Below are 15,086 nucleotides of genomic sequence, written 5' to 3' on the forward strand. Positions count from 1 at the left end.
GCTGGTTAGAGCGGGACTCGCGGCCTATGGAAAGCGCATGTTCTCACAAGACATCCTGCGACTGGCGCAACAGATCGTCGCAACCGCGGCCGAGCGGGGCCTGATGATCGCCACGGCGGAAAGCTGCACCGGCGGCCTGGTCTCCGCCGTCCTGACGGCCGTCCCCGGTTCATCTGCGGTTCTGGATCGCGGCTTCGTCACCTACAGCAACGCCGCCAAGCAACAGATGCTGGGCGTGCCGGAGGCGACCCTGATCGCCCACGGCGCCGTCTCCGAGCCGACGGCCCGCGCCATGGCCGAAGGCGCCGCAGCCCAGTCGAACGCGAGCGTCAGCGTCTCCGTCACCGGAATTGCGGGGCCGGGCGGCGGCGGCCCGGACAAGCCGGTCGGCCTGGTCCATTTCGCGGCCGTGGGTCCGGGCGGGCTGGTCCACAGGATGGAGCGGTTCGGCGACCTGGGGCGCGACGCGGTCCGGATGGCGGCGCTCAGGGTCGCCTTGGAGATGTTGGCGGAGCGAGCCGCATCGTGACCGAACCCGTCGTCATCGACGCCCGAGGCCACTGCTGCCCGACGCCCAGCCTCAGGCTGCAAAAGGCCATGGCCGGGGCGGCGGCCGGCGCCCGTTTCATCCTTCTGGCGACCGACCCTATGGCGCGTATCGACGCGCCGTTTCTGATGGCTCAGAAGCAGGGCCGCGTGATTTCGATCGAAGAGGTCGACGGCGTCCTGCGTCTTCTGGTCGAGGCGGGCTGAGTTTTCGACCCTAGGTCTGCGACCGCGTGCGGCGTCTGGCCCGCCGTTCCGACAGATCGACCACATCCGCCGCGGCGGAGGCCCTGCGCGCCTGTTCCGCCCTCTCGGCCCCGGCGGCGATCTCCATCTCGGTCGCGAAGGCGCCGCCGTAGAAGATGGCGTTGACGTTCCAGGACAGCCAGATCAGCAAAACCACCACGGCCCCGACCGAGCCATAGGTCGCTCCCAGAGGCGCGATCTGTTCGACATAGATGGCGCAGAGCCAGGATGAGACCACCGACATCAGGGTGGCCACCAGCCCTCCGGTGATCGACGGCAGCCAGGCCACCGGCGTCCGGTGACTCATGGCGTAGCGATAGAGCAACGTCAGCCCCACCGCTAGGCCAAGGGCGGGCAGCAGGGCGTCGAGCGGCATCAGACCCGCATTGTCCCCCCTCGCCCCCGGCGAGGCGGCATGGGCCAGAATCCGCGCCGTCACCACGGCGCCGGACACGACGGTGAACAGGGCGAAGGCGAATATGGCGACGAAAAAGGCCAGTAGATTGAATTTGAAGAAGCCGTGAGGCTCAGTCTCATCGTGAATGAGATTAAGTCCCGCCAGCAACGCCTTGAATCCTCGATGGGCGGCGTAGGCGCCGACGAACAGGGCGAAGGCGCTCTGGGCCGAGACGGTCCGGGCGGAAGCCTTGGCCAGCCGGGCGATCTCGTCGTGAAATATGGTCTGGGCCGCGCGCGGCAACAGGTCGGACAGGGCGGCGGCCTGGGCGCTGACCTCATTGATCGACAGGCCCAGCTTATAGACGCCGATCAGGATGGCGATGGCCGGGAAGACGGCCAGAAGGGCGAAGAAGGAGACGCCCCCCGTGTAGAGCATGACATCCCGGCCCCAGCTGCGGGTGAAGGCGCGCACGGCCAGACCGCCCCAGAATCCGGGCGCCTTCAGAACCGATCGGGTCAGCTGATCGCTCAATCCGGCCCCCACAACCGTTACAACAAACCCCTAAACTTAAAGGATTCTGGAACGGGGGAAAGCCCTGTCGACGCACCTGCCTTTAAGGGCGGCCTGCGAAGGCGATAGTCCTTTATAAAATGCGTCGCGCTATGGTGGTCCGCCTCGCATGCGGCTATGGCCCCAGCGACCGATGGGGAGGGACTGGCTTGGCATTCGACGCGCGCGTTTTGATCCTGGCGGCTCATGACGCCCGTATCGGGCCGCTCGCCGCCGGCCTGGACGCGCTTGGCTGGACCACCGTCACCGCCCGCGATGTCGGCTCGGCCGAGGCGACGCTTCAGGACCTGCCGCTCGAAGCCGCCGTGATCGACTTTGATTCCCTGACGCCGGACGCGGCGGTCCGACTGCGCGCGGCGGCCCAACCGCGCCGCCTGTCCATCATGGTGGTCGGCGCAGCCCCCGACTCGGTCGAGGGCGCCGATGTCGCCATGTCGGTTCCGCCGCACCCGGCCCAGGCCGCCCTGCGTCTCGAACAGCTCGGCCGCGCCGCCATCGCCGAGGAAGAGTTTCACCTGCGGGTCGCCACCTTCGGCCTGCGGGGCATCAGCCTGGCCGCCGACCCCGGCGCGGCGGCGCCTCTGCGGATCCTGGCGGCCGGGGTTGCGGACCGTCGCTTCCTGGCCCTGTCCAACGCCTTGACCTCTGCGGGGGCCGAGGTGGTGGCGGCGCCCACCCCTTACACCGCCTTCGACTATCTGCATGAGACCCTGTTCGACGCCGCCATATTGTGGGGCGCAAAGGATCACACTCCGGCTCTGTCGATCGCCGCAGGCATGAAGCGCAACACGCGCCTGTATCATATTCCGCTGATGCTCTATCTGCGTGGCGCCGACGAAATCAGCCTGAACGAACTGTTCAATCGGGGCTTCGCCGACGTCGCCTCGACCGAAACGCCGGAGCAGGAGACGGCGGAGCGGGTCCTGGCCATGGCCGGCGCCCACCGCCGCCACCTGACCATCAGAAAGGCGCTGGATTCGGTCCGCAGTCTGGACCTGATGGACGCCTCCACCGGCCTGTTCACGCCCGAACTCTTCGCCGCCCACCTGGGTCGGGTCGCCGAGGCGTCTCGCGTTCGCAAACGTCCCCTGTCCGTCTGCGTCCTCAGGGTGCGCGAGACCGAGCCCGTCACCTGGGCGCGCCAGGGCGGCTGGCTGGACCGGGCCATGCCCCAGATCGGCGCCATGGTCTCGCGCCTGGTTCGGGTCGAGGATACGCCGGCCCGTCTGGCCAAGGAGGTCTTCGCCCTGGCCCTGCCCGCCACGCGCGGCGAGGCCGCTCGCCTGGCCGCCGAACGGATCGCCGCCGTCATCGGCTGCACCGCCTTCGACGCCGGCCCCGACCGCTCGCCCTTCGTCGCCGAATTCGACGTCGGCGCCGCCGAAATGCGCCCCGGCGAATCCGCCGGCGCCCTCCTCGAACGCGCCTCCGCCGACCTGTTCGACAAGACGCGGTAGGGCCCTTACGCCCCCGCCACCCGCGCCAGATCGGCCGTGATCCGCTCCGCCACCTTCAGCCGGTCTTCGGCCGTCGGCCAGTCCCCCGTCACAACGATCTTCTGATCGGGCCGGATCTTCCAGAAGGCGTGGTTCTTCTGGATCAGGCCGACCAGTCCGACCGGATTGGGGAAGCTGTTGTCGCGCAGGGTCAGCACCGCGCCGCGCGGCCCAATGTCGATCTTCTCGATACAGGCCCGGCGACAGTTGGCCTTGACGCCGACGATCTTCAGCAGCTGCTGCGCCTCGTCCGGCAGGGGCCCGAACCGGTCGATCAGTTCGGCGGCCAGGGCTTCACGATCCTCGGCCTGTTCGGCGTCGGACAGGCGGCGATACAGGCTGAGACGGACGTTCAGGTCCGGCACGTAGTCCTCTGGAATCAGGACGGAAGCGCCGACGTTGATCGACGGCGACCAGCCGCGATCCACATTCAGCCCCTCGCCCTTCTCGCGCAGTTCGGCGACCGCGTCCTCCAGCATCTGCTGGTAAAGCTCGACCCCGACCTCGCGGATATGGCCCGACTGTTCGTCGCCCAGCAGATTGCCGCCGCCGCGCTGGTCCAGGTCGTGGCTGGCCAGCTGGAAGCCGGCGCCCAGATTGTCCAGCGACTGCAGCACCTGCAACCGCCGCTCGGCCGACAGGGTCATCGGCTTGACCGGATCGGTGGTCAGATAGGCGAAGGCCCGGGCCTTGGACCGACCCACCCGGCCCCGGATCTGGTACAGCTGCGCCAGGCCGAACATGTCGGCCCGGTGCACGATCAGGGTGTTGGCCGTCGGAATATCCAGTCCGCTCTCGACGATGGTGGTTGAGACCAGGACGTCGTACTCCCCCTCGTAGAAGGCGCTCATCACCTCCTCAAGCTGGGTCGCCGACATCTGGCCGTGGCCGACCACGAACTTGATCTCCGGCACCTGTTCGCGCAGGAATTTCTCGATGTCCGGCAGGTCCTTCAGGCGCGGCGCGACATAATAGGCCTGCCCCCCGCGATATTTCTCGCGCAGCAGGGCCTCGCGCACCAGCACCGGGTCCCACGGCGTCACATAGGTCCGCACCGCCAGGCGATCGACCGGCGGGGTGGCGATGATCGACATCTCGCGAATGCCCGACAGCGCCATCTGCAGGGTGCGCGGGATCGGGGTTGCGGTCAGGGTCAGCAGATGGACGTCGGCGCGCAGGGTCTTCAGCTTTTCCTTGTGCTTGACGCCGAAGTGCTGCTCCTCGTCCACGATCACCAGGCCCAGGTCGCGGAAACCGACCTGTTCGGCCAGGACCGCATGGGTGCCGACGACGATCTCGACCGAGCCGTCCTTCAGCCCCGCCCGCGTTTCGGTCGCCTCCTTGCCCGTCACCATCCGCGACAGCTGGCGCACCTTGACCGGCCAGCCGGCGAAGCGTTCGGTGAAGGTCTTGTAGTGCTGGCGCGCCAGCAGGGTAGTCGGCGCCACCACCGCCACCTGTTTGCCGGTCATGGCCACGACGAAGGCGGCGCGCAGCGCCACCTCGGTCTTGCCGAAGCCCACGTCGCCGCAGATCAGGCGATCCATCGGCGTGCCCTTGCCCAGGTCCTCCAGCACGTCGCCGATGGCGTTCAGCTGGTCGTCCGTCTCCTCATAGGGGAAGCGGGCGCAGAATTCGGCGAACAGGCCCGGCGCCGGCGTCACCGCCTCCGTCTCGCGCAGCGCCCGCTTGGCGGCCAGGGCGATCAGACCCTCGGCCATGGCGCGCAGCCGTTCCTTGGCCTTGGCCTTCCTCGCCTGCCAGCCGGCGCCGCCCAGCCTGTCCAGCTGCACCCCGTCGGCGTCCGTGCCGTACCGGGTCAGAAGATCAATGTTTTCAACCGGCAGATAGAGTTTGCTGTCACCGGCGTACAAGAGCTCCAGGCAGTCGTGCGGCGCCTCCTGGATGTCCAGGGTCTTCAGCCCCTCGTACCGCCCGATGCCGTGATCCAGGTGGACCACCAGGTCGCCGGTGGTCAGGGCCGAGGCCTCGGCCAGGAAGTTGGAGGCCCGACGCTTCTTCCTCGGCCGCGCCAACCGGTCGCCCAGGATGTCGGTCTCGGAGATGACGGCGACCTCGTCCGTGACGAATCCATGCTCCACCGGCAGGACGCCCCGCAAATACAGGTCCTTGGGCGCGGTCTGGACATCGGCCCAGTCGCGCACGGCGACGATATGGTCCAGGCCGTGGTCGCTCAGCAGGGTGGCTAGGCGCTCCGACGAGCCCTCGGTCCACGAGGCGAACAGCACCCGCTTGCCTTCGGCCTTCAGGGCCGCGGCATGGGCCGCGACCGCCTCGAACAGGTTGACGCTGTCCTGTGATCGCTCGGCCGCGAAGGTCCGTCCCAGCCGTCCGCCCGCGTCTTCGCCCCCGCCCGTAAAGGGCGTAAGCCGCCGCACCGACCGGCCGGCCAGGGCCTGGTTCCAGTCGCCGGCGTCCATATAGAGGGACTGCGGCGGCAGGGCGCGATTGGCCGCCGCAGTCCCTCCCCCCTTGCCCTTCTGGGCCTTGGCCGCCTCGGCCCGCGCCTCATAGGCGTCGACGATTAGATCCCACCGCTCGGCCCGCGCGCTTTCGGCCTGATTGTCTAGGAAGACCTGCGCCTGATCCGGCAGATAGTCGAACAGGCTGTCCAGGCTTTCGTAGAACAACGGCAGCCACTGCTCCATGCCCTGCCGCCGCGCGCCCTCGCTGATGGTCGCATACAGGGGATCGTCGCCGGGCGCGCCGAACAGCTTCAGATAGCCGGTGCGGAAGCGCGAGATCGCATCCGCGTCCAGCAGCGCCTCCGAGACGGGCGCCAGGGCCACCGCCGTCATCTGGCCCGTCGATCTCTGGGTCTCGGGATCGAAGGTGCGGATCGATTCCAGCTCGGACCCGAACATGTCCAGCCGCACCGGCTCCTCAAAGCCCGGCGGATAGACGTCCACCACCCCGCCCCGCACCGCGAACTCGCCCCGCTCCGACACGGTCGAGGCGCGGATATAGCCGTTGGCGGCGAAGTACCGCTCCAGCGCCTGGATATCGAGATCGCGCCCCACCTTGGTCTCGAACCCGGCCTGGGTCGTCACCGACTTCGGCGGCGTCCTCTGCATGGCCGCGCCGACCGTCGTGACTACCAGAACCGGCCCCTCGCCCGGTTTGCGCTGCGCCAGCCGCGTCAGGGTCGCCATCCGCTGGGCGGCGATCCCCGCCGTCGGGCTCAGCCGGTCATAGGGCAGGCAGTCCCAGGCCGGATATTCCAGAATTTCGACATCTTGCGAGAAGAAGCGGAACGCCTGAACAAAGCCGCCGGCCCGCTGATAATCGCGCGCGATAAAGACCCCCACGCCGCCGTCGGCCTTGACGCGCTCCGCGACGACCAGGGCGTCCAGACCTTCCGGCGCCCCGCCCAGATCGGCGTCGGTCCGGTGCACAGTCACCTGCTGATCCATCAGCCGATGCCCTTGCCGACCTCGGCGGCCACATGCTCGCGCATGAAGGCCCGCACCTTGGCCATCACCGGCGTCTCGAACTCCGGCGGCGTCGGATCACGCTCGATGATCCAACCGTAGAGCCACTGGTCTTCCTCGTCGATCAGCCGCTCGAACACGTCCAGCTCGGCCTCGGTCAGGGTCGGCGCCACCTGGTCCGAGAACGGCCCCAGCACCATGTCGGCCTCGCGGAAGCCCCGCCGCCAGCACCGGAACTGGATCCGGCCCAGCCTCTGCTTTCGCTCGGGAGTCATCTCGTCTTCAAAACGCGCGTCGATTTCGGCCACAAGAATCCTTGCCCGGCAAAGTTGAAGGACGCTCAAGCAGCGAGCCACCGCGTGGCGAGCGTTAGCGTCCTCAAATGGAAGAAGCGCAGATAGCGTTCCTGAACGGACTTCGCCACCCGTCATGGTCACGCTATGTTCACGGCGATGCGTCCGCAGATTCTTTTCCCCCTGTTCGCCGAGGTCTCCAGCCTGAAGGGCGTGGGGCCCCGCATCCTGCCCCTGGTGCAGAAGGTGGCGGGGCCGCTGGTGCGCGATCTGGTCTTCCTCAGCCCCTCGGGCGTCATCGTCCGCCGACCCATGGAGGCCGCGACCGCCGTGGACGGCGAGGTCGGGATCTTCGAGATCGTCATCGACCGCCTGTTCGTCCCCAGCCGCCCCGGCGCCCCGCTGAAGGTGCGCGCCAGCGACGCGACGGGCTTTGTTCACCTGGTCTGGTTCGGCGGCTCGCCCCAGCATATCGACCGGCTGCTGCCGCGCGGCGAGACCCGGCTGGTCTCGGGCAAGGTCGAGCGGTTCAACGGCGAGGTCCAGATCGTCCATCCGGACATCGTCACGCCCGACAAGGCCGCCGACATCCCCGCCTCCGAACCCGTCTATCCGGCGACCCAAGGCCTGACCTCGCGCCAGCTGCGCAAACTGGTCCAGGCCGCCCTGCCCGCCGCCCCCGACCTGCCGGAATGGCAGGACCCTGCCTGGCTGAAGAAACAGAACTGGCTAGGCTGGCGCGCCGCCCTGGACGCCCTGCACGCCCCGACGGGCGAGCCCGACCTGTCGCCCGACGCCCCCGCCCGCCAGCGCCTGGCCTATGACGAATTCCTCGCCCACCAGCTGGCCCTGGCCCGCCGTCGCCGCGCCCGGGAGATCAAGCCCGCCCCCGTCATCGCGCCCGGCGCCGCCTCCGACTGCCTGCTCCAGGCCCTGCCCTTCACCCTGACGGGCGCCCAGGCCCAGGCCGTCGCCGAAATCCGCCGCGACCTGGCCTCCGGCAAACAGATGGGCCGGCTGCTTCAGGGCGACGTCGGTTCGGGCAAGACCGCCGTCGCCGCCCTGGCCCTGGCCGACGCGGCCTCCAGCGGCTTCCAGTCCGCCCTGATGGCCCCGACCGAAATCCTGGCCCGCCAGCATTATGAAAAGCTCGGTCCCCTGCTGGAGGCGGCCGGCGTCGCCTCCGTCCTACTGACCGGCCGCGACACCAACGGCCAGAGACGCGAGAAACTGGCTGCCCTGGCCTCCGGTCACGTCCAGGTCGCCATCGGCACCCACGCCCTGTTCCAGGACGCCGTCCGTTTCGACCGCCTCGCCCTGGCCGTCATCGACGAACAGCACCGGTTCGGCGTCAGCGAGCGCCAGCGGCTCCAGGCCAAGGGCGATCCGCGCCTGGGCGCCGTCCACCTGCTGACCATGTCGGCCACCCCCATCCCCCGCACCCTGGAACTGACCCAGTACGGCGAGCTGGAGGTCAGCCGCCTGATGGAGAAGCCGCCGGGCCGCACCCCCGTCACCACCGCCGTCGTCCCCCGGGCCCGCATCGGCGAGGTCGCCGCCCGGCTGAAGACGGCGCTGGACGCCGGCGCACAGGCCTATTGGATCTGCCCCCTCGTCGCCGAATCCGAGGCCATAGACCTCGCCGCCGCCGTCGACCGCGCCGACGACCTGCGCCGCCTGCTGGGGGTCGAGGTCGGCCTGGCCCACGGCCAGATGCCCGGCGCCGAGCGCGAGGCCGTCATGGCCGACTTCGCCTACGGCCGCATTCCCCTGCTGGTCGCCACCACGGTGGTTGAGGTCGGGGTCGACGTGCCCAACGCCTCCATCATGGTCATCGAACACGCCGACCGTTTCGGCCTGGCCCAGCTGCACCAGCTACGCGGCCGCGTGGGTCGCGGCGCAAAGGCCAGCTCCTGCATCCTGCTGTACGGCGGCCAGGACGGCGCCCTCGGCGAAACCGCCAAGGAACGGCTCGAAACCCTGCGCCGCACCGAGGACGGCTTCGTCATCGCCGAGGAAGACTTCCGCCTGCGCGGCGGCGGCGACCCCCTGGGCCTGAAACAGAGCGGCTTCCCCGCCTACCGCTTCGCTGACCCGATCCGCCACCGCGCCCTGATGCTGGCCGCCGCCGACGACGCCCGCCTGATCCTGGGCCGCGACCCCGACCTGACCTCCGAACGCGGTCAGGCGGTTCAGGTGCTGGAGGAGTTGTTCGACTGGAAGGGGCATAAGGCGGGGTCGGATTGAAGGGGCGCCGCGCCCACGTCCGTCATCCTTGGCCTTGCGCCTAGGATCCAAAGACTCGACCGGCTAGAACGCCCCGGATGTTGCGCCTGTCAGAACTCAAACTGCCCCTCGACCACCCGCCGGAGGCCTTGCCCGCCGCGATCGCCGCCCGCCTGGGCGTGACGCCGCACGATCTTGTCTCCTGGTCGATATGGAAGCGGGCGCACGACGCCCGCCGGAAATCCGCGATTCTGAAAGTCTACATCCTCGACGTCGAGGTTAGGGATGAAGCGGCGGTGCTGGCCCGCCTCGCAGACGACGTGCACGTGGCGCCGACGCCAGACGTCGCCTACCGCCCGGTCGCGGTGGCGCCCAGGACCGAGCGCCTGCGGCCGGTCGTGATCGGGGCCGGGCCGTGCGGCCTGTTCGCCGGGCTGATCCTGGCCGAGATGGGGTTCAAGCCGATCATCCTCGACCGCGGCAAGGTGGTTCGGCAGCGGACCAAGGACACCTGGGGCCTGTGGCGGAGCAGCAAGTTGGACCCGGAATCCAACGTGCAGTTCGGCGAGGGCGGCGCGGGCACCTTCTCCGACGGCAAGCTCTACAGCCAGATCAAGGATCCGCGTTTCCTGGCCCGCAAGGTGTTGACCGAATTCGTCGCAGCCGGGGCGCCGGAGGAAATCCTGACCGAGGCCCACCCGCACATCGGCACCTTCCGCCTGGTGACCATGGTCGAGGCCATGCGCGAGAAGATCGAAAAGCTGGGCGGCGAATACCGCTTCGAGCACCGGGTCACGGACATCGATCTCGACAAGGGCGTCCTTCGGGGCGTGCGCCTGCACACTGGCGAGACGCTGGAGGCCGATCACGTGGTCTTCGCCATCGGCCACTCGTCGCGCGACACCTTCCAGACCCTCTACGAGCGCGGCGTCCATATCGAGGCCAAGCCGTTCTCGATCGGCTTTCGCATCGAGCATCCGCAGTCGTGGATCGACAAGGCCATGTTCGGCCCCTGCGCCGGCCACCCTGACCTGGGCGCGGCGGCCTATTCGCTTTCGCACCATTGCTCGAATGGCCGCACCGTCTACAGCTTCTGCATGTGCCCGGGCGGCACGGTGGTCGCGGCCACCAGCGAGCCAGGCCGAGTCGTGACCAACGGCATGAGCCAGTATTCGCGCAACGAGCGCAACGCCAACTCCGGCTTCGTGGTCGGCATCTCGCCCGAGGATTATCCCAGCGACCATCCGCTGGCGGGCATCGAACTGCAACGGGATCTGGAGACCCGCGCCTATGCGGCCGGCGGCGGCGACTATTTCGCGCCGGGCCAGCTGGTCGGCGACTTCCTGGCGGGCCGCCCCTCGACCACGCTGGGCGAGGTCGTCCCCAGCTATAAACCGGGCGTGCGCCCGACCGACCTGGCGCCCCTGATGCCCGACTATGTGATCGCCGCCATGCGCGAGGCCCTGCCCGTCTTCGGCCGCAAGATCGCCCGCTACGACGACGCCCAGGCGGTTCTGACGGGGGTCGAAACCCGCAGTTCATCCCCGATCCGAATGACCCGCGGCGCCGACTTCCAGAGCTTGAACGTGCGCGGTCTCTTCCCTGCCGGCGAAGGCGCCGGCTACGCCGGCGGCATCCTGTCGGCCGCCGTCGACGGCATCAAGGTCGCCGAAGCCGTCGCCCGGTCGATGGTGGCGGAGGGGACGGCGTAGGCAAAAGGCGGCGCATCGCCGCGATCGTGCGGCAATCCGGACCTCGTCAGAGGGCGCTGATTGGCTTTCTGGCCGCTAGCCTAAGACGGTTCCCGCCCCATACGCGACGTTCGGGTGGTCTGCTCGGCGCTACGCCAACAACCTTGTCTGGCGGGAAATCAACTCCGGACGAACGCCAGCTTCCCGCGCTAGCAAATCTCGAAATATCCGCCAGACTGTCGTCGGCCGAGCGTCAGCGCCCTTTGCGGCGAAAACGGCAAAGTTGGACAGCGCGATTTCCGTCGAAAGATCGCCAACGGACATCATTCCGAATGATGCGACACCAGAGCGCACGACAACCCAGCCCGCAACAGTTCCCATGGCCGAAAGAACAGCCATGATCGGGGAATGAGAGGCTAGAAGGCCAGCAATGCCGAATATCAGCAGCGCGATCCCCAAAAAAGTCTTCCCCCCAAAGGTCAGAGGAACAGGCGCCGTTTCCGTCTCTTGGGCCAAAGCCTTCAGCACGGCAGCCTGACGTATTCGTGTTAGGTCCCGGAGCTTTGTCGATGGGCGAATAACACCGGCGCTTCCCCTGCTCCGTAGAAACCGCCGCACGTCATAGAACGCCATCGAAGTCGAGCACTTGCCTTGTATCACCGTCGTGGCGAGCTTGCTCAGAACGGCTTCGTAAAAGTCGCCTACGGTCTCCCAGGAAGAAGTTTCCTCGTCCTTGAAAGAAAGGCCAAACGACCGTTCAATCGCGACCAGCACGTCGAGGTCATCGCCATCGCCAGCTAACCCGAGCGTCGTCAATGGGGCGGGAGTCGCGATCATACACCGAACGTCGCTCAAACCGCCTCTATCGGCAAGTTCCGCCTTTCACCCCGAACAGATGTCCCAAACGTCCGCTTTCCAGCGGAACCTTGCCAAAAACTCAGCCGATCATGCAGGTCCAGCCGTCGAACCCGACCTCGACATTGGCCGGAACGATCGCCGACAGTGCCTTGTAATCCATGTCGATATGCAGGTTCGTCAGCACCGCCCGCTCGACGTCCGCCGCCGCAATCCACTCCAGCGCCCGGTCCAGATGGGCGTGGGTCGGATGGGGGGTGTAGCGCAGGGCGTCGACGATCCAGACCTGGCACCCCGCCACCGCGCGGATCGCCGCCTCGTCCAGGTCCGAGACGTCGCTGGAATAGGCCATGTCGCCCAGCCGATAGCCGACCGACCGGATCGGCCCGTGCCCCTGATCGAAGGTCACGACCGGGATCGCGCCCCCCGGCCCCTCCACCGACCAGCTTGTCCCGTGCGGCGGGATGGGGCGAGCTTCCAGCAGCGGCGTGTAACCGAACTTGCTCTCGAAAATATAGTCGAACCGGTGCGCCAGGGACGTCAGGGTCGCCTCGTCCATCCAGGCCGGAATCCGCTTGCGCGCCCGCGCGGCGAAGGTCCGCAGGTCGTCGATCCCGTGGGTCTGGTCCGCATGGTCGTGGGTATAGAGGACGGCGTCCACATGCCGGGTCCCGCTGGCCAGCATCTGTTCGCGCAGGTCGGGCGAGGTGTCGATCAGGATGTTGGTCGTCCCCTCCGGCCCGGTCTTCCGCGCCAGCATCGAGCAGCGCGTCCGCCGGTTCCTCGGCTCGGCCGGGTCGCACACGCCCCAGTCGCCGTCGCCCCGCGGCACCCCGCCCGAGGATCCGCTGCCCAGGATGACGACTTCGAAGCTCATGCCGATCTCGGTATCCGGTCAAAGAGGCCGAAGAAGGCCTCGGTGGTTCTCAGGTCCGCCTCCTCGGCGCTCCAGCCCCGGATCTCGGCCAGCTTGTCCAGCACATGGCGGATATAGGCCGGCTCGTTGCGCCGCCCCCGATGCGGGATGGGCGCCAGATAGGGGCAGTCGGTCTCGACGATTATACGCTCGGCCGGCATGTCGCGGATCACCGCCCGCACATCCTCGGCCGCCTTGAAGGTGGCGATCCCTGAAACCGAGAACCAGGCCCCCAGTTCCGCTGCGATTCCCGCCAGTTCCGCCCCGCTGGTGTAGCAGTGCATCAGCATCTTGAACGGCCCGGCGGCGTGCTCCTCCTTCAGGATCGCCCCCATGACCTCATCCGCCTCGCGGGTGTGGATCACCAGCGGCAGGCCCGTCTCGCGCGCTGCAGCCACATGCTGGCGGAACACCGCCGCCTGGATCTCGCGCGGGCTGAAGTCATAGTGGAAGTCCAGGCCGCACTCCCCGATCCCCACCACCTTGGGCCGCTGCGCCAGCTCCACCAGGGTCGCCGCCGTCAGTTCCGCCGCGTCCTTGGCCTCGTGCGGATGGACCCCGACCGTGCACCAGATGTCGTCGTTGGCCATGGCGATCCCGTGGGTCGCTTCAAAGGTGGTCAGCTTGTCGGAGATCTCGACCATCAGAGCGACCCCGGCCTCGCGCGCCCGGGCGATCACCGCGTCCCGGTCTTCGTCGAACTGGGGGGCGTGCAGGTTCACATGGCTGTCGATCAGCATCAGCCTCTCCGTTCCTCTTGCGCCTGAACCCGTTTCAGGTCGGCCAGCGCCCCGGCCAGGACATCGCCCCGGTCCAGGTTCAGCCCGGCCGCCCGCTCCGGCAACGGCTGCAGCCGCTCCCACAGCTCGGCCCAACGGTTGCCGAAGCCGGGCGCACTGTTCAGGGCCCGCATCCGCACCGCCGCGATCAGCCGGTCCATCAGGATGTCGAACCGCTCCTGGCCTTCCGCGCCCCGGAACCTGTCGGCGACGGCCAGGGCCTCGGCCCGGTCCACATCGCCCTCGACCCAGCGCCGCGCCAACTGGTCCATCTCGAAGGTCGCCCCCGACGCCAAGGCCAAGGCCGCGCCGGGCGATCCGCCCGCCATGGCCGCCGCATGTTCGGCCGCCTCCGGCTCCGCCCCCGTCCGGTTCCGCACCAGGGTCTCCAGCCGCTCCGGCGTCCAGATGGGGAAGCTCAGCCGCCGACAGCGCGAACGGATCGTGGCCAGCAGGCGCCCAGGGGCGTGGGTCACCAGGAACAGCACGCCCCGCTCGGGCGGCTCCTCCAGAACCTTCAGCAAGGCGTTGGCCGCATTGATGTTCAGGTCATCGGCCGCATCGATGATCGCCACCCGGTGCTGGGCCTGGGAAGGGCTCTTGGAAAAGAACTCGGGCAGGTCGCGCGACTGATCGACCGAGATCGACTTCTTGGTCTTGCCCCCCTCGACCATCCGTTCCAGCACCAGCAGGTCGGGATGGGACTGGGCCGAGATCAGCCGGCTGACCGGATCGTCACGCCGCGCCCCCAGCGGCCCCCGCCCTGGATCGGCCGCCGCCCCCAGCAGCCGCCGCGCCGCGCGATAGGCGAAGGTCGCCTTGCCCGTCCCCTCGACCCCGCACAACAGCCAGGCGTGGTGCAGCCGCCCCCGCTCCCAGGCGTCCAGAAAGGCCGCCTCGGCCGCCGCGTCGGGGACCAGGTCGAACCGGTCGCGCGGGTGGTCCTCGCTCACAGCAGCCGGTCCTGCACCGCCCGCCAGACCCGCGCCTCGACCTCGTCCGGTGAACCCACGGCGTCGATGAGCACGCACCGATTAGGGTTGGCCTCGACGATGCGCAGAAAGCCCTCGCGCAGCCGCTGATGAAACTCCAACCCCTTGGACTCGAACCGCGTCTCGAACAGGCCGCGCCCGAACGCCCGCTCCAGCCCCACCTCGACCGGCAGGTCGAACACCAGGGTCAGATCCGGCTGATCGTCTCCGACCACGCCCGCATCGATCTGTTCGATAAAGCTCTGGGCGACGCCCCCGCCCGCGCCCTGATAGGCTCGACTGCTGTCGGCGAACCGGTCGCACACCACCCAGTCGCCCGCCGCCAGCGCCGGCCGAATGGTCCGCTCCAGGTGATCCGAGCGCGCGGCGTACATCAGCAGGGTCTCGGTCATGGCCGACCAGGGCTCGGCGTCGGTGGCCACGACGAGGTTGCGGATCACCTCCGCCCCCTTCGATCCGCCCGGCTCGCGCGTGCGGACCACCTGGCGGTCGCCCAGAACGGGCTGCAGCCGCTCGACCAGCCGCCCGACCTGAGTCGACTTGCCGGAGCCTTCTCCGCCTTCGAAGCTGATGAATTTCCCACGGGTCACGGGCGCACTAATGGCGTCCGCAGCGCGGGAGGCA

13 protein-coding genes are annotated in these 15,086 nt (G+C 68.5%); 5 read left to right on the plus strand and 8 right to left on the minus strand.

Translation table 11 applies throughout. From position 1 onward, the window contains the following. The first annotated feature begins 37 nt into the window (after positions 1 to 37). Together AC1RKE_RS00280 and AC1RKE_RS00285 are read left to right on the plus strand one after the other, a co-directional pair. Positions 38 to 529, plus strand: coding sequence for a CinA family protein (locus AC1RKE_RS00280; protein ID WP_191554049.1), 492 nt, complete (start codon positions 38 to 40; stop codon positions 527 to 529). Then, positions 526 to 753 (plus strand): sulfurtransferase TusA family protein, encoded by a 228-nt coding sequence (locus tag AC1RKE_RS00285; RefSeq protein ID WP_333896849.1) that lies wholly within the window; start codon positions 526 to 528, stop codon positions 751 to 753. Before AC1RKE_RS00280 ends, AC1RKE_RS00285 begins: the two co-directional genes overlap by 4 nt. 10 nt (positions 754 to 763) lie before the next feature. Here the strand turns inward: AC1RKE_RS00285 and AC1RKE_RS00290 are convergent, their stop codons facing one another. Then, positions 764 to 1,723, minus strand: a complete 960-nt coding sequence (locus tag AC1RKE_RS00290) for a YihY/virulence factor BrkB family protein (RefSeq protein ID WP_492896132.1) — start codon at positions 1,721 to 1,723, stop codon at positions 764 to 766. Between the two features lie 188 nt (positions 1,724 to 1,911). Here AC1RKE_RS00290 and AC1RKE_RS00295 point away from each other — a divergent pair, with 188 nt between their 5' ends. Then, entirely contained in the window at positions 1,912 to 3,219 is a 1,308-nt protein-coding gene (locus AC1RKE_RS00295) for a diguanylate cyclase domain-containing protein (protein WP_054765914.1), read from the plus strand. Between the two features lie 5 nt (positions 3,220 to 3,224). Here AC1RKE_RS00295 and mfd read toward each other — a convergent pair whose 3' ends face one another. Further along, a complete protein-coding gene (gene mfd / locus AC1RKE_RS00300; RefSeq protein WP_395941980.1) occupies positions 3,225 to 6,692 on the minus strand; it encodes a transcription-repair coupling factor in 3,468 nt (1,155 codons plus the stop codon). Continuing rightward, positions 6,692 to 7,018, minus strand: a complete 327-nt coding sequence (locus AC1RKE_RS00305; RefSeq protein ID WP_182713089.1) for a succinate dehydrogenase assembly factor 2 — start codon at positions 7,016 to 7,018, stop codon at positions 6,692 to 6,694. Before AC1RKE_RS00305 ends, mfd begins: the two co-directional genes overlap by 1 nt. 144 nt (positions 7,019 to 7,162) lie before the next feature. Here AC1RKE_RS00305 and recG point away from each other — a divergent pair, with 144 nt between their 5' ends. Beyond that, positions 7,163 to 9,250, plus strand: coding sequence for an ATP-dependent DNA helicase RecG (recG, locus tag AC1RKE_RS00310; protein ID WP_492896351.1), 2,088 nt, complete (start codon positions 7,163 to 7,165; stop codon positions 9,248 to 9,250). 77 nt (positions 9,251 to 9,327) lie between these two features. Then, on the plus strand, positions 9,328 to 10,941 hold the full coding sequence (locus AC1RKE_RS00315; RefSeq protein WP_348684317.1) for an NAD(P)/FAD-dependent oxidoreductase: 1,614 nt from the start codon (positions 9,328 to 9,330) through the stop codon (positions 10,939 to 10,941). 129 nt (positions 10,942 to 11,070) lie between these two features. Here AC1RKE_RS00315 and AC1RKE_RS00320 read toward each other — a convergent pair whose 3' ends face one another. The 5 genes from AC1RKE_RS00320 to tmk form a co-directional block, all read right to left on the minus strand. After that, complete coding sequence (locus tag AC1RKE_RS00320; RefSeq protein ID WP_182713091.1) at positions 11,071 to 11,757, minus strand: acyl carrier protein; 687 nt, start codon at positions 11,755 to 11,757, stop codon at positions 11,071 to 11,073. A gap of 100 nt (positions 11,758 to 11,857) precedes the next feature. Continuing rightward, on the minus strand, positions 11,858 to 12,652 hold the full coding sequence (locus AC1RKE_RS00325) for an MBL fold metallo-hydrolase (protein ID WP_182713092.1): 795 nt from the start codon (positions 12,650 to 12,652) through the stop codon (positions 11,858 to 11,860). Beyond that, the gene (locus AC1RKE_RS00330) at positions 12,649 to 13,431 is read right to left on the minus strand and encodes a TatD family hydrolase (RefSeq protein ID WP_348684318.1); all 783 of its coding nucleotides are present in this window, start codon (positions 13,429 to 13,431) and stop codon (positions 12,649 to 12,651) included. The genes AC1RKE_RS00325 and AC1RKE_RS00330 overlap by 4 nt, the downstream gene beginning before the upstream one ends. Beyond that, the gene (locus tag AC1RKE_RS00335) at positions 13,431 to 14,423 is read right to left on the minus strand and encodes a DNA polymerase III subunit delta' (protein WP_348684319.1); all 993 of its coding nucleotides are present in this window, start codon (positions 14,421 to 14,423) and stop codon (positions 13,431 to 13,433) included. Before AC1RKE_RS00335 ends, AC1RKE_RS00330 begins: the two co-directional genes overlap by 1 nt. Then, positions 14,420 to 15,052 (minus strand): dTMP kinase, encoded by a 633-nt coding sequence (gene tmk / locus AC1RKE_RS00340; RefSeq protein ID WP_152950353.1) that lies wholly within the window; start codon positions 15,050 to 15,052, stop codon positions 14,420 to 14,422. The genes AC1RKE_RS00335 and tmk overlap by 4 nt, the downstream gene beginning before the upstream one ends. Between the last annotated feature and the right edge of the window lie 34 nt (positions 15,053 to 15,086).

Source organism: Brevundimonas sp. GW822-FHT03E11 (genome assembly GCF_058801445.1).